Consider the following 23319-nt stretch of genomic DNA (forward strand, 5'->3'; position numbering starts at 1 on the left):
GGTGAAGCGCCCGCACCATCAGCACGACGATACGAGGAGGAGTTCGTGAAGACACCCACTTCCCTGGCCCGTGAGGACGCGCTGTTGCCCGGTCCGCCGGCACCCGTCCCCCAGGCGTCCTCCCCGCGATCTGCCGTGTGGAGTCGCCGCAGTGCGGGTCTGGTCCTTCTGGGCACCGCCGCGGCGGGTGTGAGTGTGTTCGCGATGGGACAACACCGGTCCGAGGAACCCGGGGACCCGTCTCCGGGGGCGATGCCCGAGACGTTCGAGGAGATGTTCCAGGGGCGGCACATCACGGGGAGTGCGGTGGCGGCCGTCGCCGACGGCGCCAGGTCGTGGCAAGTGAGCATCGACGGCCGCGCCTTGCATCTGATGCGCCGTGCGGACGGGACGTACCTGAGCATGGTGGACCACTACACGGCCTATCCCACGCCTCTCGACGCGGCACGGGGGGCGGCGGCGGAGCTGAGGGGGCGGCAGCTGCGCGTCCACGAGGGCGGGCCGGGCACCGGCCGGAAAGCGCGGGGGTGACGGCGCCGTGGTCTACACGCGATCCAACCAGCGGTCCCTGACCAAGGCGCAGAAGCGGCGGTTCGTGGATGCCGTGCTGACGCTCAAGCGCAAGGGCCGCTACGACGAGTTCGTGCGCACGCACATCGAGTTCTACCAGGGCGACGGCGACAGCGGTCTGCGGGTGGCGCACATGGCTCCGTCGTTCTTTCCCTGGCACCGTAAGTTTCTGCTCGAGTTCGAGCAGGCCCTCCAGCAGGTGGATCCGGCGGTGTCGGTTCCGTACTGGGACTGGACGGTGGACCGTACGCCGGCCGCGTCCCTGTGGGGGGAGGACTTCCTGGGCGGCGACGGTCAGGGCTCCGACCGGAAGGTGACGACGGGGCCGTTCGCGCGCCGCAACGGCACGTGGATCGTCAAGGAGACGGTCACGGACGGCGACTACCTCATGCGGGAGCTCGGCCGGCCCAGGGCTCCGATCGACCTGCCCAGCAAGGCCGAGCTCGCCGATGCCCTGGACGAGCCCGTCTACGACGCCGAGCCCTGGAACTCCCTGGCCTCGGCGGGTCTGCGGAACAAACTGGAGGGCTGGCCCGTGCGCCGCGGCGATCCGACCTGGTCCAACCACAATCGCGTGCACCGGTGGGTGGGCGGCCAGATGCTGGGCGGTGGTTCGGTCAACGACCCCGTCTTCTGGCTGCACCATGCCTTCGTGGACCTGTGCTGGACCCGGTGGAGCAGGAGCCATCCCAAGGCAGCGGCCTACCTCCCGGCCGAGCAGCCCGCGCTCGGCCGCCCGGGGCGTGGCCGGGTGATCGCCGCCGGGCAGAGGATGCCGCCCTGGAACACCCCGGTGCGGGACATGCTCGGCCCTATGCCCTACCGCTACGAGTGATCGCCCGGGAACGCGCGCGGGCCCCGGCACCGAGGTGCCGGGGCCCGCGTCAGCGACAAGCCCGGGGGCGAGGATCCGCCGGCAGGTCCGCTGGGCGGTCCTGAAAAGGTCAGCCGCCGTAACCGTCGTCGCCGTAGCCACCGTCGCCGTGACCGTAGCCACCGTCGTCGTCGCCGTAGCCACCGTCGCCGTGACCGTAGCCACCGTCGTCGTCGCCGTAGCCACCGTCGCCGTGACCGTAGCCACCGTCGTCGTCGCCGTAGCCACCGTCGTCACTGTCGTGGCCGCCGTTGGCGCACTGGTTGCCGAAGGCCGGGTTCAGCAGGCCCACGACGTTCACGGTGTTGCCACAGACGTTGACCGGGACGTGAATCGGGACCTGGAGCAGGTTGCCCGACAGGACGCCAGGCGACGCAATGGCCGCCCCCTGAGCGCCGGAGTCAGCCATGGCCAGTCCGGCGCCGCTGAGCACCACAGCACCCGTGCCGAGTGCGACAGCGGCTGCCTTCGCGATGCGAGACATCACGTTCTCCTTCTGCTTGGCAGATGCGGCCGCGTGGTCGCAGCCGCCAGTCTGTTCAACGGGCGCGAACACGGCCGGTAACGCCTCATACGGGGGATATCCAGTGAAAAGGTGAGTAACTATCTGACCGTGGAGCTCTCGTCGCTCGCCCGATCGGCTGGCGCGGGTACATAGGCCGCCTGCCACCGTCGCCACGACGACGGTCCTCCTCCTCCCGCGCCGCCAGCCGCGCAGGACGGTGAGTTCGGCCGGCTCCCGCCGGTGCGAAGGGCTGCTGACCGGACAAGAACCCGCGACCGTCACCACCTCGCTGACGGCCGCCCAACGTCGGCCCGGCGCGGTTCCCCGAGGAAGCCGCGCTCGTACCTACGGGGCACTCTCGTACTTGACGACGGTGTCCGGGCAGTCTCCGACGAGCTCGATGAGCGGCCTTCTCCTTACTGTTCGCGGTGAGCTTCCAGGGCAGCTTCGTCGCGGTCCGGTCAGCGGTGTAGGTGCACTTCGCGGACGCGGCCGACGTCAGCCACCGCGCCGAGGCCTTGCCACGAAGGGGGGCGGACCGCTCACAGCTCCGCCGAAACGTGTGGTGTGTGAACCCGGGGGCTACAGGCCCCTCGCCCACGGGGCTGCGACCGAACCGTCGCCGTTGCGCCCCTCCGTCCTATACCGTGTCCAAGGAGGCTGGCGGCCTGGTGGCCTCGGGCGTGTACCAGACCCTTGGGCTTTCCCTGTGCGTGACGCGCAGCAGCAACTACGGGCCCTACCAGTACCCCGAGAAGATCATTCCTCTCTTCGTCACCCGGCTCCTGCGCGGACTGCCTGTCACCCTCCACGGCTGCGGCCGGCATGTGCGCAACCGGCTGCACGTCGAGGACATCGTCGCTGGGGTCGAATCGGTGCTGCGGCATGACACGCTCGGGGAGGTCCACAACCTCGGTGGTGGCGCCGACCTGTCGAGCAAGGAGCTGACCGAGCACCTGCGCAGCCTGTGTGGCGCGACATGGGACGCGGTCACGTACATTCCCGACCGCCCGGCGAACGACGTCCGCTACTCGATCGACTGGACCGAAGCCCACGATGTGGGCTTCTCCTGCGCTCCACTCACGACCTGCCGCCGCCCATACCGAGGGCATCGTCGACGCACTCGCCGAGGCCCTGACTGAAGTGCTTAGAAGTCATCTCATTTGGTGAGTCTGCGGTAGCAGATGAGGGTGCAGGCGATGCTGCTGAAGGCGAGGAAGTGGTCGGCTTTGCGTTCGTAGCGTCGGTGGAGACGGCGGCAGCCGGCGAGCCAGGCCATGGTGCGTTCCACGGTCCAGCGGTTGCGGCCCAGCCGTTGCGAGGGCTCGACTCCCTTGCGGGCGATGCGGTGGGTGATGCCCCGTTCGCGTAACCATCGCCGCAGGCGGGCGTAATCGTATCCCTTGTCGGCGTGGAGTTTGCCGGGCTTGCGCCGTCGCCGGCCGCGGCGCGAGCGGACCGGCGGGATGCCCTTCATGAGGGGGATCAGGGCCTGGCTGTCGTGGAGGTTGGCCCCGGAGATGCCGACGGATATGGGCAGACCCGACCGTTCCGTGATCAGGTGGATCTTCGAGCCGTACTTGCCCCGGTCGACAGGATTCGGACCTGTCAGGTCCCCCCCTTTTCACAGCCCTCATGTTCACCAAGTCGATCGCGCACCGCAACCAGTCCAGCTCACCGCGGGCACCGAGTTCGTCGAGGACCAGACGGCGGAGCCTGGCCCACACCCTGGCCTTCGACCACTCCGAGAACCGCCGGTGGGCAGTCGCTCCCGACGGGCCGAACGACGCCGAAGGCAGCTGCTGCCAGGTACAACCCGACGTGACCACGAACACGATCGCGGCCAGCACCTCCCGGTCACCGCGCCGACGCCGACCACCACCCTGCGCCCACGACGGCACCTCCGGCACCACCCGCTGGAACAACTCCCACAACTCGTCCGGCACCAAACACTCAACGATCCCCACCATGACTCACAGAAAACCGAGTCACCCAAATGAGATGACTTCATACTGGGACCGGACGCCTGATGCTGGGACGCGTGGTTCCGTCGACTCCATGGGGATCGTCTCCAGCCCGTATGGGCTGCGGAAGAAGCCCTGGGTGGAGCAGCAGTCGGTCAGCGCCTCTCGTACATGATGTACCTGCGCACTGTAGCGGCGGCTTGGCTGAACCGCGTGTAGCTCCCATCAAGTTCGCTCGGTGGTGACACGACCTGCCCCCAGAGACTGCCAAGCAGCCTTCTCACCACAGCCGGATCGATCACGGGGCAGAACCCGTTGCTCTCCAGGATCTGACGCTGAGCGGTATTGTCTGGCCGGACCTCGCTGACCTGATAGGCGTATCTGGCCAATGTTGCCCGGACGATCGCGTTCCCCAGACCGCGTGACCTGTGCTCTGGGTCGACGACGGTCGCTGCCCGTCGGCCATCGCTCCGGATGTACAAGGAGCCAACAGGATACAAGCCATCCGGGGGCCCCGTCAGAACCAGGAGAAGTTCGTAGTCCTGTCTGTAGACCCTGTCCAAATGGACTTCATCCGCGTGGCTGAACTGCCCATACGACCGCCGCAGTAGGCCTAGCCTCGAATTTTTCGTGACGGTCCACCGACCCCGTCGGTGGACCGTCACGAAAATTCGAGGTTAACGACAGCTCCAGCGGTACGGAGGGCGCCCGGACCGTGGTCCTGGGCTCCGACCAGTCCGCCTCAAGGGCGGCGACTTCGTTGCGTCCGGCGGCTGCTGCACCCCGTCGGAGACGGTCTACGACCTGACGAACGTGCCCTGCCCGGAATTGCGGTGGGGACTTTCCGGAGATCCGGCTCGCACGCGGCGGCCTCCGCTTTTTCCTGATGCCGTCCCTCGACGTCGGCGCGATGACGTCGGTCCACAGTGAGGCCGACGCCTTACGAGCACCGAGCGCCACCGGCCGGACGCGAGACGCCGGGGGCACCGGCGGGCCCGGCGGCTGTACCGTGCTTTGCGAAAGTCTTGGCAGCCGTTGTTGCGTTCGTGGGCGCGGGATCGCAGGTATGGGCGACCGGCGATCCCGCGCTGGCTGGCCCGCTCTTCGTGCCTAGTTGCAGGAAGCGGGTACGACGTTGAGGTTGTAGGTGTGCCGGGCCTTTGCGTATCCGTCTGTCTTGGTAGATCCCAGGAGGGTATTGGTGAACTGGACGGTGAGGTAGTTCTGGAGCCGCCACTGCCCCGGTTCGCAGGGGAACGATTCGCCGATGACTGCCGTGCCGGTCAAGTCGTGGGTGTAGGTGCCCCGGTAGAGCTGGCCGCTGGGGGAGGTGAGCTTGTAGGTTCCCGCGATGTTGCAGTCTCTGGTGTACCAGTCCTGGCTGCTGGGGCCGGTCCGGATCTTGCAGGAGTCGATCGCCTGGCTGGGAGCGATCTCGGTCGTGCCGGCCGCGTCCTCGGCGATCAGGCAGCCACGTGAGGCGACTTCAAGCCGCTTGTCCCCGTCGTAGTCCCAGGAACTTGCGGAGCAGGCAGCGGTCTTAGCTGCGGGGCCCGCAGCCTGGGCCGGGGCGGTAAAGGGGGCAACGGAGAGCAGGCCGGCGAGAACGGCGGTACTGAAGTATCGGGTTTGCATGGGTATTTCGTACAGCAAGGCGGTCATGGGGAGTGGCGAGGATTCACTCGTCCGCATGACCCGATCGTGATCTTCACCCGAAGGTGTCATCGCTGAGTGCTCTGGCCGCAAGTTGGTGCAGGGCTTACGGCTGAAGCAAGCAGCGCTGAGGGGGGGCCTTGACCCCGAATTCTGGACACGGGTTATGCGGCTTGTGCCAGCGTAGTTGGTGTGTGGCGGAGGGCGTTTTCGAAGGTGATCGGTGGTCGTTGTCCGAGGCGGGAGTGTCGGCGTCGGGTGTTGTAGCGGTGGAGCCATCGGAAGGCGTCGAGTCGGGCCTCGCGCTCGGTCGGCCAGCTCTTTCGTCCTTGCAGGGTCTCGCGTTTGAAGGTCGCGTTGAAGGACTCGGCGAGTGCGTTGTCCGCGCTGGACCCGACCGCGCTCATACTTCGCCGCACCCCTGCTGACCTGCAGGCTTCGGCGAAACTCCTGCTCGTGTACTGGGCTCCGTGGTCGGTGTGCATGATCGATCCGGCAAGGCTGCCGCGGGTGCGGATCGCCGCGGCCAGGGCGTCGGTGACGAGATCCGCGCGCATGTGGTCGGCGATCGCCCAGCCGACGAGACGGCGCGATGCGAGGTCGATGACGGTCGCCAGGTAGCAGAACTTCCCGCCGGCGACGGGCAGGTAGGTGATGTCACCGACGTACTTCGTGTTCGGCTTGTCCGCGGTGAAGTCGCGGCCGATCAGGTCCGGGGCCTTGGCCGCGGCCGGGTCAGAGACGGTGGTGCGGTGCCGGCGCCGCAACCGGATCCCTGGATCCCGGACGCCCGCATGATCCTGGCGACGCGCTTGTGGTTGACCGCGACACCGTTCTCCTCGCGGAGCTCGGCGGTGATCCTCGGGGCTCCGTAGGTGCCGTCCGATTCCTGGTGCACCGCCCGTATCCGGGCTGCCAGGCGGGCGTCGGCCACCTGCCGGGCGGCCCGGTCAGCGGCTGTCCGTTGCCAGTAGTAGAAGCTCGAGCGGCTGACGCCGAGGATCCTGCAGAGCCGCTTCACGCCGTGACGGCGCTGGAGGTCGGCGACACACTGGAAGCGGTTCACCAGCGCGTCTCCCCGGCGAAATACTTCGCCGCCTTCCGCAGGATCTCCCGTTCCTCCTCCAGCTCGCGGACCTTCTTTCGCAAGGCGGCGTTCTCCGCCTCCAGCGGTACCGGCGGCTGGGCCGGTTCTTGCGTCCGTCGTCCTCGGGGACGGCTCACCCCGGCTGCCCTCACCCAGTTCCGCAGGGTCTCCGGGTTGATCCCCAGATCGGCCGCGACCGACCTGATCGTCGCTTCCGGCCGCGACTCGTACAGCGCGACCGCGTCCGCCTTGAACTCCGGCGGGTAGTTCTTCATGACCACGAGATGTCCGTTCTCAGATCCTCAGGATCCAGTGTCTCGTGTGTCCAGGATCAGGGGTCAAGGCCCGGGCATCCCGGCGGGGCCGGGCTGAAGAGAGTGCGATCGAGGGTGAGGTGGTGGGTGGGCTGCCGGGCCAAGTGAGGGGCTGCCGGTTCCTGCAACACGACAGGTACATCGGACTCCACGACTTGAAGTCCTCAGGCCGGCTGGCTTGAGAGCGTCTGTGTCCCCTGGCGGGTGGTCCTGCGTGACCGGAGCCTGTTCGGGGAGGTTGATTTCGTCATGAAGCACGCTTTCGCCCTTGGTCTTGTTCTCGCGGCCGTGTTGACGCCCTCGGGCGCTCTTGCCGCGGATGCTCCGCCCCGTGCTCTCACCGGGTCGGCGGCGCCCAGCTGCCCCGTCACGGAGGTAGATGATCAGGTTGCCGAGCTCCTTGCCGACCCGGAGGAGCCGGCGGCCTATTACATCTGCTCCAACGGGGTTCCGCATCGTTTTGTGTGCCCGGAGGGCACGCTGTTCTCGGTGGCCGACCAGGTGTGCGACTGGGAGTGGAACGTCCAGCGCAAGAACAACTGAGCCCGACCCTCTCCCGCGCCATGGCTTCGGCTCCCGGCCGCAGGGCCGGGCCGGTGCGCAAAGAGGTACGGGCAGAGGGCAGGGACAGGGGGTGAGGGTACCTGGGGTGACGCTTCACCGCCGGTGTCGTTTCACCGCCGGTGTCGTTGGGCGGGGTGACCGCGTCTGCTGCTGAACGGAGTTCCCGTGTCTGTCGAGGCCGTGCCGCCCGAGGCCCGCCCCGCCGCTGTGCTCTCCCGGGCGTCCGCCGCTGCTCCTCCGGCTGGTGAGCGGCTGCCGCAAGCCGGCCTGTCGGCGTGCACGGCGGAGGGGGCCGGCCCGGGTCCGGCCCGGCCGCGCACCTTCGTCGAGGACATCCTGGAGACGATGAGGTCCGATCCGGACCGTGAGCTTGTCACGTACGGGCAGCGGCGGCTGTCGGCCGGGCAGTTCCGAGCGTTGGTACACCGCATGGCCCACGCCCTGGCCGCCCTGGGCGTCGAGCGGGGTGCGACCGTGACCCTGCTGAGCGGGAATCTGCCGGAGACGCTCGCGGCCCGGTACGCGGCGAACCTCGCGGGGTGCAAGGTCAACCACCTCTACAGCAAGATCTCGGCCGGCATACAGGCCGCGATCGTGGCCGACGTCGAGACCCAGGTGCTGATCGTCGACCCGCGGCTCACCGGCCGCGCCGAACAGATCACCGCGACCGTCCCGGTGAAGCATGTGCTCCTGCTGGGAGATCCCGGCCACGGGCCTGGGCAGGACCTGGTGGAGCTGGCGGCCGAGCAGAGCGAGGAGCCGTTCGCCGCCCGGTGCCGCCCTGACGACATCTGCGTCATCCGGCACACCGGGGGCACGACGGGGCGGCCCAAGGGCATCGTCTCCGCCTTCGACCAGGCCGGACGGATCAGCCAGGTGATGACGCCCCTGCGGCAGGGTGAGGTCGGGTCGCTGCGGCAGCTCGTGTGCACGACCCTTGCCCATGCCGGGGGGATGATGGCCGACGGCGTTCTCCGCGCGGGCGGGAGCGTGGTGCTGCAGGACGACTTCGACGCGGGCGAGGTGCTTGCCGCCGTGGAGCGCGAACGCATCACCTGCCTGTTCCTGCTGCCACCGCTGCTCTACCAGCTCCTGGACCACCCCGACGCCCGCCACCGCGATCTCAGCAGCCTGACGGCGGTGACCTACAGCGGCTGCCAGTCCTCTCCCGCCCGGCTCGCGGACGCCGTGCGGCGTCTGGGACCGGTGCTTGTGCAGGTCTACGCCCAGAACGAGACCGGCGGGATCAGCGTTCTGCTCCCGCAGGACCACGACCTCGCGCGCCCGGAGCGGATGCGGACGGCAGGCCGCGTGCTGCCCGGGGTGGACGTCGCCGTACGCGACGCGGACGGCCGGGACCTGCCGCCCGGGAAGCTGGGCGAGATCTGCGTCCGTTCCCCGGGCGTCATGCGCGGCTACTGGAAGCAGCCCGAGCTGACGGCCGAGGTTCTGCGGGAAGGGTGGGTGCACACCGGCGACCTCGGCCGCCTCGACGAGGAGGGCTACCTCATCGTTATCGACCGGCTCAAGGACATGATCGTGGTGGTCGGCGGACACGTCTACACCACCGAACTGGAAGACCTCCTCAACTCCCACCCGGCAGTACTGCAGAGCGCCGTCTACGGCGTACGGGACGCCGACCGCATGGAGCAGGTGCACGCCACCGTGGTCCGCGCGCCGGGCACAGCGGTGCAGGCCGGCGAGCTACGGGCCATGGTGCGCGAGCAGCGCGGCCCCATGTACGAACCGGCCCGCATCGACTTCGTGGACGCCCTGCCCCTCACGGACGCGGGGAAACCCGACAAAAAGCTTCTCCAGAGGCTGGCATCGGAAGGCAACAGCCCGTGACCGCGGCAGGAGCGGGCGACCAGGCGTGCGTTGAACTGAGACGCCTGCCCTTCCTCGTCTGACGGTCCACGAGATCAGCGACTGGTGGCTGTACGACGGCGCCCTGGGTGCCTCGCTCGCGGCCGCGCTGCGCGGTTCATGCTCGTGGGGCTGGCGCGACGCCACCTTGTATGCCTGGACTCGCAGGAGGCCGCCGACATCGGCGAGGCAGGGGAAGGATGTCCTTCTCGCACCGGTGCGCCAGGTCCGCCGCCTCCGCCAATAGCAGGGAGTGCGCGCCGAGTCGGCCTTCCCGCTTCTACATGGGAAGAAGATCGCCGGTCAACTCGGACGAGTTCCAGTCGGTGAATTCCACGGGTACGTCAATCACTTCTTCCAGGCGTCGTAGCAGACCCTTGATGAGAGTTGACTTTCCTGCTGAATGGATTCCGTCGACTACGACGAGCACGGGATGCCTCAAATTTTCTGTCGCTCTGCGATCTGACGGTACGAAACTCTTGCATCGACCCTCTGCAATTCCAAGCCGGTCGTGTGAACGGCCGCATCGACCGACGTCTCGCTTTTGGACGTCCTTGCAACTCCGCACGGTGATAAGGATGATGAGCCGCTTCCCCGCAGTCCCGCCGATCGATGGGAGTCCTGGAGTGGCAAGGTGGAGCAGACGCCGTCGTCTGGCAAGGCCGGACCGGCAGCCGTGGGTACATACCGGTGACTACGGGCGGTTTGCCCAGGTCACCTGGCGGGCGGGCCGCGGTCCCAGCGTGGTCGCTTTCGGCACGGTCTTGCTCGCCGCGGTGGTTCCGCTGGCCCTGATCTCCGCGGTCGGGGCCTTGGTCGAGACAGTTCCCGACGTGGCCGCCCAAGGACTCGACTCGCCGCCCGGCCGGCAGGCACTCGGCTTGGCGGCTCTGACCGGGCTGATCCTCCTGTTGCTGTGGATCGCGGCCGCCCTGCCTTCCGCCGCAGCCGGCGCCCTGGGTGACCGCATTGACGCTCTGCTGCAACGCGATCTGATGCGGGCGGTTATGACCCCGACCGGGACTGCCCATCTGGAGGAGCCGGAGGCCGTTGACCTGATCAGCGTCGGCCGCGAGACGTTCCGCGGTGCGTGGGGCCGGCCCGGCAGACTCGTCTCCACCGTCGGCGGCCTGGTGGCTGGACGACTCACCCTGTTCGGCGCGTGTGCGCTCCTCGCCGAATCCCATGTCCTCCTCGGGGCCGTACTGCTGCTCGCCGCGGTATGGGCGGCGTACGAGGAGAAGGCCGCCTCGCGCATCGAGGCGGCGCACCACTACGGTGGCAGCGAGGGCGCTCGAAGGCTGGAGTACTACTACGCCCTAGAGGTTGTCCCGTAACTGCTGTTCAGGGATGAGATGATCTTGTCGTGGCTGGTGTGATCACGGCGTCGGAGCCCTCCTGGATAGGCCCGTTCACCGGGCTGAGCCCCCGGCAGTTCAGCAAGTTGATCACCGCGTTGCGGCGTGAGGGAGCCGATCCGGTCCGCAAGGGCCGGCTGTGGTCGCTGCCGTTGGAGGACCGGGTGCTGCTGGTGGCCGCGTACTGGCGCACCAACCTCACCCTGCGCCAGATCGCTCCGCTGTTCGGCATATCCAAGTCTGCGGCCGACCGGATCGCCGGCCACCTCGGACCAGCTCTCGCCCCTCAGCCCCGACGACGGTTCCGCAAGACCACCGTGCTGATCGTGGACGGCACCCTGGTCCCCACCCGGGACCGGACCGTGGCCGCCTCCAGCAAGAACTGCCGCTACTCCACCAACCACCAGGTCGTCATCGACGCCGACACCCGCCTCGTGGTCGCCGTCGGCAAGCCTCTGCCCGGCAACCGCGACGACTGCCTGGCCTGGCAGGACTCCGGAGCGAAGGCCGCCGTCGGCACCACCCCCACGGTGATCGCCGACGGCGGCTACCGCGGCACCGGCCTCACCATCCCGCACTATCGCCGCCACAGAAACGAGGAACTGCCGGCCTGGAAGGAGGACCACAACGCCTCCCACCGCAAGGTCCGGGCCCGCGTCGAGCACACCTTCGCCCACATGAAGAGCTGGAAGATCCTCCGCGACTGCCGCCTCAAAGGCGACGGCGTCCACCACGCCATGCTCGGCATCGCCCGCCTTCACAACCTCACCCTCGCCGGCTGACCAGGAACCCATGCTGGTCAACCAGCACGCCATAGATCATTTACGGGACAACCTCTAACGCGATCGAGGAGGACGGCATCAATGTACTCGCCACTGCGGTCAGAGGGAGCGCGGCAGATGTCGACGTGCCTGTCATCGTCTCCCGCGATTGGGTGATCATCCACCCGACTATCATGGCAATCTTGCGGGTAAGGGCCCTGGGGCAGTGAGGGATCCGTGACTCATCCGCGGAAGGACATCGTGAATAGGCTGAGTAGAGGAAATTACTACCTCATCGATGGGGTAATTTACCGCGTTTTTGGAAGGTCTGAGTCGAATAATCGGAACTGGGTTCTGAGGGCGGTTGATCCGGCAGCCGAGCCGGCTCAGTGGGAGATCCCCGCAGGGACGCCTGGATACAAGCGCATCGAGCCGTCCGCGACCTATCGTGGTGTACTTCTGACCGAACTAATATTCCAGGGTGACGGACGTGTGTTGTTTACCGTCTGGCCCTATCCGCATGACTGGCCAGTAGACGTTCCTTTGACGAGATATGGGATGCCAGAGCGCGGGGGAGACGGCTGGTGGTCGGGGGTGATTTCATTCTCGGAGCTGGCGGATTTCGACGATGGATTCCCGCAGGAATGGCGGTCGTTTTTGCCGACCGATGCCATCGACTACGGGAAGTGAACCGCCCCGGTTTTAGTGGAGACTCGAATGTGTGAAAGAGCTCGTACGCCCTCGGGGGACGTCGGTATAACAGCTGGCGCTGAGAACGATCATGGCCCGGCGCGGGGGCCGGGCCATGGGTGGACAAGGGGGTCGGGACGAGGCCGAGCGTGATCCGGGGGGTGCCCCTATGGGTTTGGTCAAGCTGGTTGGGCGTGTTGGGGCTGATAGAAGGTGCCGTCGCGGAGCATCGCGAAGAGGACGTCGGCTCGTCGTCTTGCGAGGCAGAGGAGGGCTTGGGTGTGGTGTTTGCCCTGGCCGATCTTCTTGTCGTAGTAGGCCCGGGATGCCGGGTCTCCCAGGGCGGCGAACGCGGACAGGAAGAAGGCCCGTTTGAGCTGCTTGTTCCCTCTGCGGGAGGGTTGTTCGCCTCGGATCGAGGAGCCTGAGTTGCGGGTCGCCGGGGCGAGTCCGGCGTAGGCGGCGAGGTGGGCTGCGGAGGGGAAACTGCTGCCGTCGCCGACCTCGATGAGGATCCTGGCTCCGGTCCTGATCCCGATGCCCGGCATCGAGATCAGGACCTGGGAAAGAGGGTGGGACTCCAGCAGTTCCTCGATCCGGCCGGCGAGGAGCTTGCGCTGGTCGAGGACGGCGGCGAGCGAGGCGGCCAGGCTCGGGACGATCAGCGCGGCCGCGTCGGTGCCGGGGACCACCACGGTCTGCTCGTCCAGCGCGGTGAATATGTCCTCGACCAGGCGCTCGGCCATGCGGGGTGCCTTCGGCCGCAGCAGCGTGATCAGCCGCCGGCGGCCTGCCTTGCGGATCTGGGCCGGTGACCCGAACCGTTCCAGCAGGGTCAGGACGGCCGGGTGCTGCAGTCGCGGGCCCAGGACCCGTTCCAGGGACGGGTGGATCTGGGTCAGCAGGCCGTGGAGCCGGTTCGCGACGCGGGTGGCCTCACCGGTCAGGTCGCCGTCGAAGCCGACGATCATCTCCAGTTCGGCGATCGTCTCGTCTTCGAGGTCGACCGAGCGCAAGGTGTGAGGCATCGCGCGGGCGGCGTCCGCGATGATGAACGCGTCCCTCGCGTCGGTCTTGGCCTCGCCGGGGTAGAGGTCGGCGATCCGCCGCATCGTCAGGCCGGGCAGGTAGGCGACGGGGCAGCCCATGTCCCGGGCGACCGCCAGCGGCAGAGCTCCGATCGAGGCCGGCTGGTCGACCACGACCAGCACCGTCCCGTGCTTGGCCTGGAGTTTCGCGAACAGCTCGCGGAGCTTCGGTTCGGTGTTGGGCAGGCGCTTGTCGAACGCCTTCTTCCCGGCCGGGGTCACGGCGGTGGCGTGGTGTTCGCCCTTGCCGACGTCCAGGCCGAGATAGACGTCGATGTCGCCGGTCTCGATCACGTGCGTCCTCCGGTCGTGCTTCCGCCCGGCCTCGCCCACGGCACCGATCGCCACATCCACATTACGAAGAGCCTCCCGACCTGCGAAGAGTCGGTGGTCATGCCCCTAATCAGCGGTCAGTCAGTGCCTCCGGGCCCGGTGACACCACCCCCCGGATCATGGTTAACAAGGGGGGGAAGTCATGCCGGGCCCGAAGGCCGGGAGCCCCATTGCGGGACCACCAAAAAGGTAATGGGGGGGGCGGGCGTTGAAGCTGACGATCAATCTGAGGGTACTGCTCGCCGTGATCGTCTTCCTCCGGCTTCGTCGCCGTACGGAGGCTCGCAGCCGGAACGACGAGAAGTTGACTGTGATCATCGTGCCGACCCCGGTCGGCGAGGGCATCCACGACTTCTTGGGCCAGCTCGCCTCCGCCAGCACCGACTCCAGCCGCTGACCACCCGGAGCCATCCTTGATGGCCGCCCGCAGCCCCCCGACGCCGCTACCATGCGGCCCGTACGTAGTCAGCTCGTACGCTGTTGCACCACGCAGCCGATCGGGTCCGCTTCCGCCGGCAGGGGGCGGGGGCCAGGATGCGGAACAGGATACCTTCGACCTCGTCGCGAGTAGGCGGCCGCCTTTGGCTTGGCCTTGGGGTAGAAGGGCTGCTCCAGCGCCTTGATGGCCTGTGGCGTACCGGCGACAGTGCTTGGTCGCGGTGCAGCCGTTCCTCGACGCCGTAGGACGCCACCACCACGGGCACTGCCGTCGCTGCCCTCCCCGCCGGAAGCCAGCCCTCCCGGTCGACCATCTGGGTCGACGGCGGCCAGGGCTCGCCAAACGGCCCGCTGGCCTGGACCGGTACGGCTTCCAGTCGCCGCGCCGTGTCCGCGCCGAACTCCCTGACGAGTAGCACTCTTCTCCCGGCCGGATGCCGCTCTGGTGACGGATGCCGTTTGGTCAGTCTCGAGTGCGCAGTTCGCCGAGCATCTGTTGCTGGTGGTGGTAGCCGATGGTCTCGTAGCCGATCACGGTGATGAAGGGGGCGAGCATGACCACGAGCAGGCACACCGCGACGGAGACCCCCGCGGCTGACAGGAGTACCGCAGCAGCCAGCACGACGAGGGTGAGTGAGATCAGCAGAAGGTGGAACCGGTCCGTCGCCGACAAGAGCAGGGTGTGGAGCAGGTAGACCATGAGCAGGTAGAGCGCGGCCGGCAGGGCCAGGGACAGTACGACGGCGGTCCCGCCGAGATGCGCGTGGTGTTCCAGGTGCAGTCCGGCCACGTGGAGCCCCGCTCCGACCCCCGCGATGCTGATGAAGACGGGGATGTGGCCGTAGCCGAAGAGGTATCCGCGCCTGCGGCGGTGGGCGAGGATGTCGCCGAACGGTGTGGCGAAGTAGACCCACCACATTCCGAAGGTCAGTCCGACACCGGCGATGACGACGGCAGCGGCGTTGCCGGTCCACTGTGCCCCGTCCGCGCCGCCGAGGAGATCGCCCGAGGAAGCTACGGTGCCGACCACGCTCTCGCCGAGCACGATGATCGTGAACAGGCTGTAGCGCTCGGCGATGTGGTGAGGATGCCAGGGCGTGTCGCCGGCCCCTCCCTGCGCGAACCTCGGCAGGAGCAGCTCCAGGGTGCCGATCACGACGACGGAGATGATGACGACCAGGAGCGGCAGATGCGCGAACCCCACGACCACCCAGCAGACCTGGGCAATCAGGATCCAGAGGATGTTCGCTCTGCCTGCCTTGCGAAAGGAGGGGGATTCCCGGGAGACACGCCACCACTGGAGCACCATCGCGATGCGCATCACGATGTATCCGAGGACCATCACCCGCAGCTCCAGGTGGTCGCCCTCGTCGACGGAGTGGAACAGCGCGGGGATGCCGAGCGCGAACACGACGACGCCGATCATCTGGACCATCGTCAGAGCCCGGTAGAGCCAGTCGTCCGTGCCGAAGGCGGAGGCGAACCAGGTGAAGCTGATCCACGCGATGCTGATCGCGAACATGGCGAGGAGGAACGCAAAGACGGCCTGTGAGGAGTGCCCCTCGCCGAGCAGTTCAGCGAAGCGGGAGTTGGCCGTGCCGACAGCGACGACGAACGTCAGATCGAACAAGAGCTCCAACGGTGTGGCGACCCGGTGGGACTCCTTGGAGTCGCGTCCGGTCATCGGCAAGAGCCGGTGTGCGAGCCTGCCCTTGCCGGTGGTGCCGGTGGTGCCGGTGGTGCCGGTGGTGCCGGTGGTGCGGGATGAACTCGCCGACGGGCTGCGCCTGGCGTTTTTCTCAGTCATCGAAAATCCCGTTCGTTGGGTGTGCCGAGGAGGGACGGCGGCGGGCCTTTGGAGGATGCCCGTCTCGGCCGACGTGTGCCGTGGGACGACCCCGGCCCCGTCAGGTCGCGTTTCCCCGGACGGCCGAGCCGTGTACCGCGGCTGTGGCATGTGGATGGCCGGATCAGGCGATCACGCAGACGATGGACTTGGTTTCCGGGTATTCGCTGCTGCCAAAGGCGGCCCACCTGCGGCCGTTGCCGGACTGCTTGTAGCCGCCCCAGGAGGTGTTGAAGTCGAAGTCGGCGTTGTTGATGAGTACGGCCGGTGCGTATCTGCTCGGCGACGGTGCGGGCTCGTCCCGGGTGGGTGCTGGTGACATACCCGCACAGGCTTGGCGGTGCGCAGTGCCTCGTCGACCGTGTCGTGGGTGATGACGGACAGGACAGGTCCGAAGATCTCCTCGCGGGCGATGTTCATGCTGTTGATGACATCGGTGAAGACGGTGGCTCTGACGAAGTGGCCGTCCTGGAGGGCGGCGGGCAGGTCGGGCCTGCCCAGGCCACCGGAGACGAGCCGGCCCCCTGGCCGATGCCCTGGCGGATGTAGCTCTGGACGGCGCTCACCGGCTGGCCGAGAGGACGGGTCCCATGAACGTGTCTTCGGCCTGCGGGTCGTCGGCCTTGAACTGGTCGATGCGTGCGGTGAACGCGTCGAGGAATTGACCGAGGCGTTCGCGCGGCACCAGTGGGCAGACCTGCGGGACGCCGCCCCGCAGGTCTGCCCACTGGTGCCCAGTCCGTACGTCACGGCCGCGCCGACCGCGAGGTCTCCGAGCCTGAACGGTGGCGGGCGCGCCCGGAGCGGGCTTGCGCGGATCAGGCGTGCGGGGTGAGTACGCCGCGGAAGCGCATCCTGCCCGAGGAGAGCCGGTCATAGGCGTCGGTGGCCCGATCGAGCGGGAAGGTCTCCGTGATCGGCTTGACCTTGCCCTTGGCGGCGAGGTCAAGGACCTCGGACAGGTAGTGCTGGCCACCGTGGGTGGAGCCGATGACCTGCTGGCGCATCATGTGGAACGGCACGCCCTCGGAGGAGATGGAGAACGGCCGGGTGAAGTCCAGACCGCTCAGGACGACACGGCCGTCGGGGCGCAGGCCGGTCATCGCTCCTTCCGCTGCGTCGAAGGCGTTGGTGGTGATCAGCAGGACGTCCGTCCCGCCCAGATCCCGCAGCTCCTCGCCATTGGCGACGACGTGGTCGGCACCGAGCCGGGCAGCCAGTTCGTGCTTGTCCGGGGAGTGCGTGATCGCGATGGTCTCGAATCCGGATGCCTTGGCCAGCTGCAGGGCCACGTGCCCCAGCCCGCCGATGCCCACGACAGCGACCTTCTCGTGCGGCTGCGGGGAAGCGTCCCGCAGACCGCTCCACGTGGTGTACCCGGCGCACATCATCGGAGCCGCGTCCTCGTAGGACAAGCCGTCGGGCAGCAGCACCGTTCCCCCGGCCGTGATGGCGATGTACTCCGCGTGGCCGCCCTGCGCTGAGAAGCTGTTTTCAAAGGCGAGGGCTGTGAGCGCTGCCTTTGGGGTCACCCGTTTGGTGGTGCGGAGTGAGCGGTTATGCCGGGCGGGGGTGACGGTGGCAGTGTCTGCAGATCTCCGTCAGAGGAGTTTGGTCATGATCATCAAGAAGTTGCACGAGGCGGGTTTGCGTAGTGATCACGCCTATACGGCTGCTGTGGTCTCGATCGGGCTGTCGTTCCTGTCGTGGACGGCTTCGGTCAAGGGAGAGGCAGCGGGGACGGACCGTGCTGACCGGTGGGGGATTTTCGTGGGTGAGTGGGCGCCGACGTTCTTCGGCCTCGGACTCGCACTCGCGCAGTACGAGAAGGACTGACCGGCCGCTGGTTCCGGTGGGGTCGGCCGGTGGCCGGCCCCACCGGCGCGTCAGACGCCGGCCGCAGGCCCTGCTGAGTGACGACGTCCCATGATCGTGGCCAGGCGTCTGGTCATGAGGGTGATGGCGGCCCAGGTGATGAGCGTTTCCGAGTGCTGGATGAGCCGCTCGTAGTCGCGGGCATGGCGGCGGGCGTTCATCATCCAGGCGAGTGATCGTTCGACGACCCAGCGGCGGGGAAGGACGACGAATCCGGTGGTGTCCTTGGGCCGGGAGATCGTCTTGATCGTGAGGTTCAGATACTTCTTAGCCCAGGTCACGAGCTTGCCCGCGTAAGCGCGGTCGGCCCAGACGAGCGTGATTTCGGGATGGGTGAGACGGAGGCGGAAGAGGACTTCCTTCGCGGCGGCGGAGTCGTGGAGGTCCGCGGGGGTGACCATGACCATCAGCGGCAGGCCCTTGGTGTCGACCACCATGTGCCGTTTGCGTCCGTTGATCTTTTTGCCCGCGTCGTAGCCGCGGCTGTCCTTCCCGACGGTCGAGGCCGCCTTGACCGACTGGGAGTCGATGATCGTGGCGACGGCTCTGGGGCCTCTGCCCATCTCCCGGCGGATCCGCCCCGCGAGTGCGTCACGGATCTGGCCGATGACCCCGGCCGCCGCCCAGCGGGCCATGAACCCCCAAACGGTTCTCCAGGGCGGGAAGTCCGCAGGTAGGGCCCTCCATTTGCAGCCGGTGTCGACGACGTAGCGGATCGCGTCGACGATCTCCCGGCGGGGGTGCTTCTCCGGCCGGCCTCCCAGCGGTGTCTCACTCGCGGGCAGCGGAAGGAGCGGTTCGATCAGCGCCCACTCGTGATCTGTCATGTCCGAGGGATAGCGGCGTTCACGCATGGTTCTTCCCTGGTGACCTGCGGCGGGGGCCGACCGGCTTCGCCGGTCGGCCCCCGCAGGGAAGGGTCAGGCCGAGGCGATGAGGTCGAGGGTGGACTCGATGGAGTTGAGCTGGGCGACGATGTGCCGCACCCACTTGTCGTTCGGGTGGGCGGCCGCGTGCGGGGCGACGGTGCCAGTGATGAAGCGGCGGAACTGGGTCAGCTTCTCGGAGACGACCTGCCGTTCGTAGGCTTCCAGGGCGGCCCGCTCCGCGCCGAGCTGATAGCCGTCGACGCGGTTCCAGATCAGCGGCGGCCACCCCTTCGACGCGGCCTCGTCCTTCAGCGCGGCCAGGCCGGACCGGACCTGGTGCGGGGACAGGGCACTGGCACGAACGAGCTGGTGGAACTCCAGCCCGGCCGGCCGGGCCTCGAACAGGACGAAGCGGACCGTGTCCGCGTGCCGTCTGGCCGCGTCCCCTTTGCGCCGGGAGGCGCGGGGCACGACTACTCGCCCCGAAGGATGGCCGCGAGCTCGTCATCCATGTCGACCTTGCCGGTGTCGACCGCCGTCTCGATCCAGTCCAGGGTCGCTTTCACCTTCGCAACGTTCTGGTGGACGATGGTGCGTTCGTCCTCCGACAGCTGCCGGTCGCGCAGGCCTGGAACGGTGCGGCCGGCCGCCGCGACGAACGCGTGGAAGGCGGTCACCAGGTCAAGGAACTCCACCGTCCGGTCGATGTTGCGGACCGCCGGGGCGACGGGGTTCGTGCGCTCGAAGTGGCCGTGGGCTTGCCGGCTGCGCTCGGCCTGGGCAGAGTTGACCTGGAAGCGGGCGGTGTCGTCGCTCATCGCCTTGAACGCGACGTCCGGCCTGCGCAACAGGCTGGTCGCGGCCGTAGTGGCGACGCCCTCGTCGCGGGTGAATTCCTCCACCACCCGGACCTTGTTCTCCGTGGAGACTTTGGCCGCGACCTGCGGGCGCCTGAGGAAATCGGTGGTCACCGTCGCGGCGACCTCCTCATCCTGGGCCAGGTGGTGAATCGCGGTGATCCGCTCCTGCGGGGTCTCCGGGCTGTCGACCGTCCAGCCGACCCGCCGCTTGGCGTCGTCCGCCGTCCACCGGGCCTTCCCCTCGGGAGGGTTCTTGATCGCGGCCCACCTCTCCTGGTCGTTCTCGATCCGGCCCAGGATGCGGTGGATCGTGAACGACACGTCCCCCTGGCGGTGTTCCTTGGGCCAGCGCGACGCGATCCACCTCGCGTTCTTCACCGTGTTGAACGTCAGGCCGATGTCGTCGGCCAGGCGGACCAGCGACTCCCGGACCGTCCACTCGGTGTCCGGGGTGCCGCCGCGGGGCCTGACTGAAGCTTCCCCGTGATCTTGGACACTCGATGGTTATGCCGCGAGGGTGTGTCGGTGTCGTTGGCGGGTCTCGGCCGGGGTGAGGTAGCCGAAGACCTTGTGTCTGCGCAGTCGGCGGCGGTTGTAGAACGTTTCGATGAAGTCGAAGACGTCGGCACGGGCGGTGGCCCGGTCGGGCCAGACGCGGGTGCCGATCTCTTCTTTGAGCAGGGCCCAGAAACTCTCCGCGGCGGCGTTGTCGAAGCAAGATCCGGTCCGTCCGCAGCTTTGCCGAAGGCCCAAATCCCTTATTCGGTACCGGAATCGGGTGGAGGTGTATTCGCTGCCGCGGTCGCTGTGGATCACGCAGCCGGGTTGCAGTCCACCGCGGCCGTGGGCCATGTCGAGTGCATCGACGACGAGATCGGCGCGGTGGTGGTCTGCCATCGAGTAGCCGACGATCTCGCGGGTGGCCAGGTCGAGCCAGCAGGCGAGGTAGAGCCAGCCCTCGGCGGTCGGCAGGGCGGTGATGTCGCCGACCAGTTTCGTGCCGGGTGTCTCGGCGTGGAAGTCGCGGCCGATCAGGTCCGGGGCCGGCCTGGCCTTCTTGTCCGGCCTGGTCAGCGAACGGCGCCTGCGGCGGGTGACGCCCTGGATGCCGTGTTCGCGCATCAGGCGGGCGACCCGCTTGCGGTTCACCCGCCGTCCCAGACGCCGCAGTTCGCCATGGACGCGCGGGACGCCATAGGTCTGGCGCGACCCGATGTGGATCACGGTGATCTCGTGCACGAGGACCTGGTCGGCGGCCCGGCGGGCGGCCCGGGGCTTCGCCGCGGCGAGCCAGGCGTAGAACGAGGAGCGGGCCACCTTGAGCAGGCGGCAGAGGAAGGCGACGCCGTGGGTGGTCTTCTCCGCTTCGATGAACGCGTACGTGTCGTTCACCGATCGCTCTCCTTCGCGAAGAAGACCGCGGCTTTTCGCAGGACCTCGATCGTCTTGGCCTGTTCGGCGTTCTGCCGGCGCAGGCGCTTGAGCTCCTCGCGCTCGGCGGTCGTGAGCTCGCCGGGGGCGCCCTCGCCACGGTCGGCCTTGGCCTGGCGGTACCAGCCGCGCAGGGACTCCGAGCTGACGCCGAGCTCCCGGGCGACGGCGGTGACCGTCCTGCCCGTGGAGTCGACGAGCGCAATGGCGTCCCTCTTGAACACCGCGGTGTACCGCTTCGTGTACTTGCTTCCCACCTGGTGCTACTTCCTCTGGAACCTCAAGATCCCAGTCTCCAGGTGTCCACGATCAAGGGGAAGCTTCACACCAGAAGTGGACCACCACTACCAGCTACACCGGTGACTCCACCGCCATCACCGCACCCGACGGCGGAAACGCCTCCCGCGCACCATCACCGACGCCCTCGGCCGCACCACCGAGACCCGCACCTATGCGGGCACCACCCCCGCCGACACCGCCTACGGCGCCACCACTGGGACCAGCTACACCAGCGTCAAAACCCAGTACACGCCGGATGGCAAGCAGAAACTGATCACTGGACTTGACTCCGCCCAGTGGTCCTACACCTACGACCTCTTCGGTCGCCAGACCAGCACCACCGACCCCGACAAGGGCACCAACAACACCAGCTACACGGTCCTCGACCAGATCGACACGACCACCGACGCCAACAAGAACACTCTCCTGTACAGCTACGACGAGCTTGGCCGCAAGACGGACCAGTGGCAGACCTCCCGCACCGACGTGAACAAGCTTGCCCACTGGAGCTTCGACTCCGTCCTCAAGGGCAAGCCCGATGCCTCCACCCGGTACGTCGGCGGCAGCGGCGCCACGGGCAAGGCGTACACGAAGCAGGTCACCGCCTACGACAAAGTCGGTCGCCCCACCGGCAGCCGGCTCACCCTGCCCGACGATGACCCGCTGGTGACGTCGGGTGCCGTCACCTCCTCCCTGGACTTCGAGACCGTCTACCGTCTTGACGGCACCCTCAGCACTACGACGGACCCCGCCGCTGCCGGTCTGCCCAAGGAAAGTGTGCAGACCCACTACAACGCCTTCGGTCTGGCCGAACAGCTCTCCGGCACCAGCTACTACGTCCAGAACGTTGCCTATTCACAGCTCGGACAGCTCTGGCAACTGAGGCTCGGCGTCACTGACACCAACACCGTCAGCATCACGAACGCGTATGAAGCAGGGACCGGCCGCCTGACTCAATCCCACGTCACCGACCAGACCCACCCCTACATGCTTCAAGAGCTGGACTTCACCCAAGATCAGGCGGGCAACGTCACCTCTATCTTCGACAACACCAACCTCGGCAACACCAGCAAGCCCGACTACCAGTGCTTCGCCTACGACAGCTACCTCCGCCTCAGCGAAGCCTGGACACCCAAAACCGCCGACTGCGCCACCACCGGCCGAACCACAGCCAACCTCGACGGCGCAGCCCCCTACTGGACCAGCTACACCTACAACACCGCCGGCCAGCGCAAAACCGAAACCAACCACACAAGCACAGGCAACCCCACCACCAACTACAACTACGGCACCACCACCGGCCAGCCCCACCCCCTCACCAGCACCACCGGCGACCACCCCGCCACCTACACTTACGACAAGTCCGGCAACACCGAAACACGCCCCGGAACCCAGGCCGCCCAGTCCCTGACCTGGAATTCCGAAGGCAAGTTGGCCTCCACGACCGAACCCCCCGCAGGCACCAAGCCCGCCCTCAACACCAGCTACCTCTACGACGCCGATGGCGAACTGCTCATCCGCCGCGCCGCAGGAGACGGTGACACCGTCCTCTACCTCGGCACGACCGAAGTCCGCCTCACCACAAAGGGCGCCAGCAAGACCATTACCGGCACCCGCTACTACAGCATCGCCGGCCAGAACATCGCCGTACGAATCACCAGCGCCGCAGGAACGAAACTCAATTTCCTCGCAGGGCGACTGTGGGGCTGGGTTCCTATACGACTGATTACGAGGTTCTGCGGGCGAGCCCGCAAGGTCTGCAGGTCAGGATGACTGTCAGGAATAACATGACAATTTCTTCCTTCGCGCGTCCTGTGGTGGGGTACGGAACTGCGCGGGAAAAGTTCGTGCAGCGATGGTTGGATAATGAGGGGATTGTCGCGTTCGGCGGTGCGGCTAGGCCGTACAATATAGAAATAACGTTCCGGACGGTTATCCCTCATCATGGATACGGGGGGTAGGTGCGTGTATCGCTTGAGGGGATTCGAGGGAATTGATCTCCCGGCGAGCGGTAGGTGCCAGCGCTATTTGTATTCCCTCGCGGGGATGAGTCGAAGGATTTTGGGGTGCTCGTTCTAATCGCAATGCTCTTCC

Annotated in this window: 21 protein-coding genes and 4 pseudogenes; 11 read left to right on the forward strand and 14 right to left on the reverse strand. The window is 67.4% G+C overall.

Annotation, left to right across the window (positions count from 1 at the left end):
- The first annotated feature begins 45 nt into the window (after positions 1-45).
- Together RLT58_RS34770 and RLT58_RS34775 are read left to right on the forward strand one after the other, a co-directional pair.
- On the forward strand, positions 46-531 hold the full coding sequence (locus RLT58_RS34770) for a tyrosinase family oxidase copper chaperone (protein ID WP_311314343.1): 486 nt from the start codon (positions 46-48) through the stop codon (positions 529-531).
- Between the two features lie 7 nt (positions 532-538).
- Positions 539-1405, forward strand: coding sequence for a tyrosinase family protein (locus RLT58_RS34775; protein ID WP_311314344.1), 867 nt, complete (start codon positions 539-541; stop codon positions 1403-1405).
- Positions 1406-1628: 223 nt separating this feature from the next.
- Here RLT58_RS34775 and RLT58_RS34780 read toward each other — a convergent pair.
- Positions 1629-1928 (reverse strand): annotated as a pseudogene (locus RLT58_RS34780) (chaplin); the annotation flags it as partial.
- 668 nt (positions 1929-2596) lie between these two features.
- Between RLT58_RS34780 and RLT58_RS34785 the strand changes: the two are divergent.
- On the forward strand, positions 2597-3091 hold the full coding sequence (locus tag RLT58_RS34785) for an NAD-dependent epimerase/dehydratase family protein (RefSeq protein ID WP_311314345.1): 495 nt from the start codon (positions 2597-2599) through the stop codon (positions 3089-3091).
- Positions 3092-3108: 17 nt separating this feature from the next.
- Here RLT58_RS34785 and RLT58_RS34790 read toward each other — a convergent pair.
- The 3 genes and pseudogenes from RLT58_RS34790 to RLT58_RS34800 form a co-directional block, all read right to left on the reverse strand.
- Positions 3109-3919, reverse strand: a protein-coding gene (locus tag RLT58_RS34790) for an IS5 family transposase (RefSeq protein WP_311314346.1) whose coding sequence is annotated in 2 segments (ribosomal slippage) — positions 3109-3567 and positions 3569-3919 — 810 coding nt in all. Because the reading frame shifts where the segments join, the coding sequence is not laid out codon by codon here.
- Positions 3920-5023: 1104 nt separating this feature from the next.
- On the reverse strand, positions 5024-5548 hold the full coding sequence (locus RLT58_RS34795) for a hypothetical protein (RefSeq protein WP_311314347.1): 525 nt from the start codon (positions 5546-5548) through the stop codon (positions 5024-5026).
- Between the two features lie 182 nt (positions 5549-5730).
- Positions 5731-6934: pseudogene (locus RLT58_RS34800) on the reverse strand (IS3 family transposase).
- 282 nt (positions 6935-7216) lie between these two features.
- On the opposite strand from RLT58_RS34800, the gene RLT58_RS34805 reads away from it, so the two are divergent.
- The 5 genes from RLT58_RS34805 (at position 7217) to RLT58_RS34825 (ending at position 12206) form a co-directional block, all read left to right on the forward strand.
- Positions 7217-7510, forward strand: coding sequence for a chitin-binding domain-containing protein (locus RLT58_RS34805; RefSeq protein WP_311314348.1), 294 nt, complete (start codon positions 7217-7219; stop codon positions 7508-7510).
- 366 nt (positions 7511-7876) lie between these two features.
- The gene (locus RLT58_RS34810; protein WP_311314747.1) at positions 7877-9379 is read left to right on the forward strand and encodes an AMP-binding protein; all 1503 of its coding nucleotides are present in this window, start codon (positions 7877-7879) and stop codon (positions 9377-9379) included.
- 851 nt (positions 9380-10230) lie between these two features.
- On the forward strand, positions 10231-10734 hold the full coding sequence (locus tag RLT58_RS34815; protein ID WP_311314349.1) for a hypothetical protein: 504 nt from the start codon (positions 10231-10233) through the stop codon (positions 10732-10734).
- Positions 10735-10763: 29 nt separating this feature from the next.
- On the forward strand, positions 10764-11537 hold the full coding sequence (locus RLT58_RS34820) for a transposase (protein ID WP_311314350.1): 774 nt from the start codon (positions 10764-10766) through the stop codon (positions 11535-11537).
- Between the two features lie 240 nt (positions 11538-11777).
- The gene (locus RLT58_RS34825; protein WP_311314351.1) at positions 11778-12206 is read left to right on the forward strand and encodes a hypothetical protein; all 429 of its coding nucleotides are present in this window, start codon (positions 11778-11780) and stop codon (positions 12204-12206) included.
- 179 nt (positions 12207-12385) lie between these two features.
- Here the strand turns inward: RLT58_RS34825 and RLT58_RS34830 are convergent, their stop codons facing one another.
- Positions 12386-13588, reverse strand: coding sequence for an IS110 family RNA-guided transposase (locus RLT58_RS34830; RefSeq protein WP_311314352.1), 1203 nt, complete (start codon positions 13586-13588; stop codon positions 12386-12388).
- A 247-nt stretch (positions 13589-13835) separates the two neighbouring features.
- Here RLT58_RS34830 and RLT58_RS34835 point away from each other — a divergent pair, with 247 nt between their 5' ends.
- A complete protein-coding gene (locus RLT58_RS34835) occupies positions 13836-14024 on the forward strand; it encodes a hypothetical protein (protein ID WP_311314353.1) in 189 nt (62 codons plus the stop codon).
- Positions 14025-14528: 504 nt separating this feature from the next.
- Here the strand turns inward: RLT58_RS34835 and RLT58_RS34840 are convergent.
- The 4 genes and pseudogenes from RLT58_RS34840 to RLT58_RS34855 all read right to left on the reverse strand — a co-directional run bounded on the left by RLT58_RS34840 (position 14529) and on the right by RLT58_RS34855 (position 17443).
- On the reverse strand, positions 14529-15749 hold the full coding sequence (locus RLT58_RS34840) for a low temperature requirement protein A (protein WP_311314748.1): 1221 nt from the start codon (positions 15747-15749) through the stop codon (positions 14529-14531).
- Positions 15750-16035: 286 nt separating this feature from the next.
- Positions 16036-16233: a hypothetical protein gene (locus RLT58_RS34845; RefSeq protein ID WP_311314758.1), complete on the reverse strand. Its 198-nt coding sequence runs from the start codon at positions 16231-16233 to the stop codon at positions 16036-16038.
- 74 nt (positions 16234-16307) lie between these two features.
- Positions 16308-16661: pseudogene (locus tag RLT58_RS34850) on the reverse strand (hypothetical protein); the annotation flags it as partial.
- 68 nt (positions 16662-16729) lie between these two features.
- Positions 16730-17443 (reverse strand): zinc-binding dehydrogenase, encoded by a 714-nt coding sequence (locus RLT58_RS34855; RefSeq protein ID WP_311314354.1) that lies wholly within the window; start codon positions 17441-17443, stop codon positions 16730-16732.
- A gap of 85 nt (positions 17444-17528) precedes the next feature.
- Here RLT58_RS34855 and RLT58_RS34860 point away from each other — a divergent pair, with 85 nt between their 5' ends.
- Complete coding sequence (locus tag RLT58_RS34860) at positions 17529-17747, forward strand: hypothetical protein (RefSeq protein ID WP_031031882.1); 219 nt, start codon at positions 17529-17531, stop codon at positions 17745-17747.
- A gap of 50 nt (positions 17748-17797) precedes the next feature.
- On the opposite strand, the gene RLT58_RS34865 is transcribed toward RLT58_RS34860, so the two are convergent.
- From RLT58_RS34865 to RLT58_RS34885, 5 genes and pseudogenes are all read right to left on the reverse strand, one after another.
- On the reverse strand, positions 17798-18640 hold the full coding sequence (locus tag RLT58_RS34865; protein WP_037772147.1) for an IS5 family transposase: 843 nt from the start codon (positions 18638-18640) through the stop codon (positions 17798-17800).
- Between the two features lie 66 nt (positions 18641-18706).
- Positions 18707-19126: a hypothetical protein gene (locus tag RLT58_RS34870; RefSeq protein WP_031031886.1), complete on the reverse strand. Its 420-nt coding sequence runs from the start codon at positions 19124-19126 to the stop codon at positions 18707-18709.
- A 2-nt stretch (positions 19127-19128) separates the two neighbouring features.
- Positions 19129-19986, reverse strand: a pseudogene (locus tag RLT58_RS34875) (DUF6192 family protein); the annotation flags it as partial.
- Between the two features lie 33 nt (positions 19987-20019).
- Positions 20020-20907, reverse strand: coding sequence for an IS3 family transposase (locus RLT58_RS34880; protein WP_311314355.1), 888 nt, complete (start codon positions 20905-20907; stop codon positions 20020-20022).
- On the reverse strand, positions 20904-21203 hold the full coding sequence (locus RLT58_RS34885; protein ID WP_311314356.1) for a transposase: 300 nt from the start codon (positions 21201-21203) through the stop codon (positions 20904-20906). The genes RLT58_RS34880 and RLT58_RS34885 overlap by 4 nt, the downstream gene beginning before the upstream one ends.
- Positions 21204-21711: 508 nt before the next feature.
- On the opposite strand from RLT58_RS34885, the gene RLT58_RS34890 reads away from it, so the two are divergent.
- Complete coding sequence (locus RLT58_RS34890) at positions 21712-22998, forward strand: hypothetical protein (protein WP_311314357.1); 1287 nt, start codon at positions 21712-21714, stop codon at positions 22996-22998.
- Positions 22999-23319: the final 321 nt, after the last annotated feature.

It is taken from the genome of Streptomyces sp. ITFR-16 (genome assembly GCF_031844705.1).
Classification (GTDB): domain Bacteria; phylum Actinomycetota; class Actinomycetes; order Streptomycetales; family Streptomycetaceae; genus Streptomyces.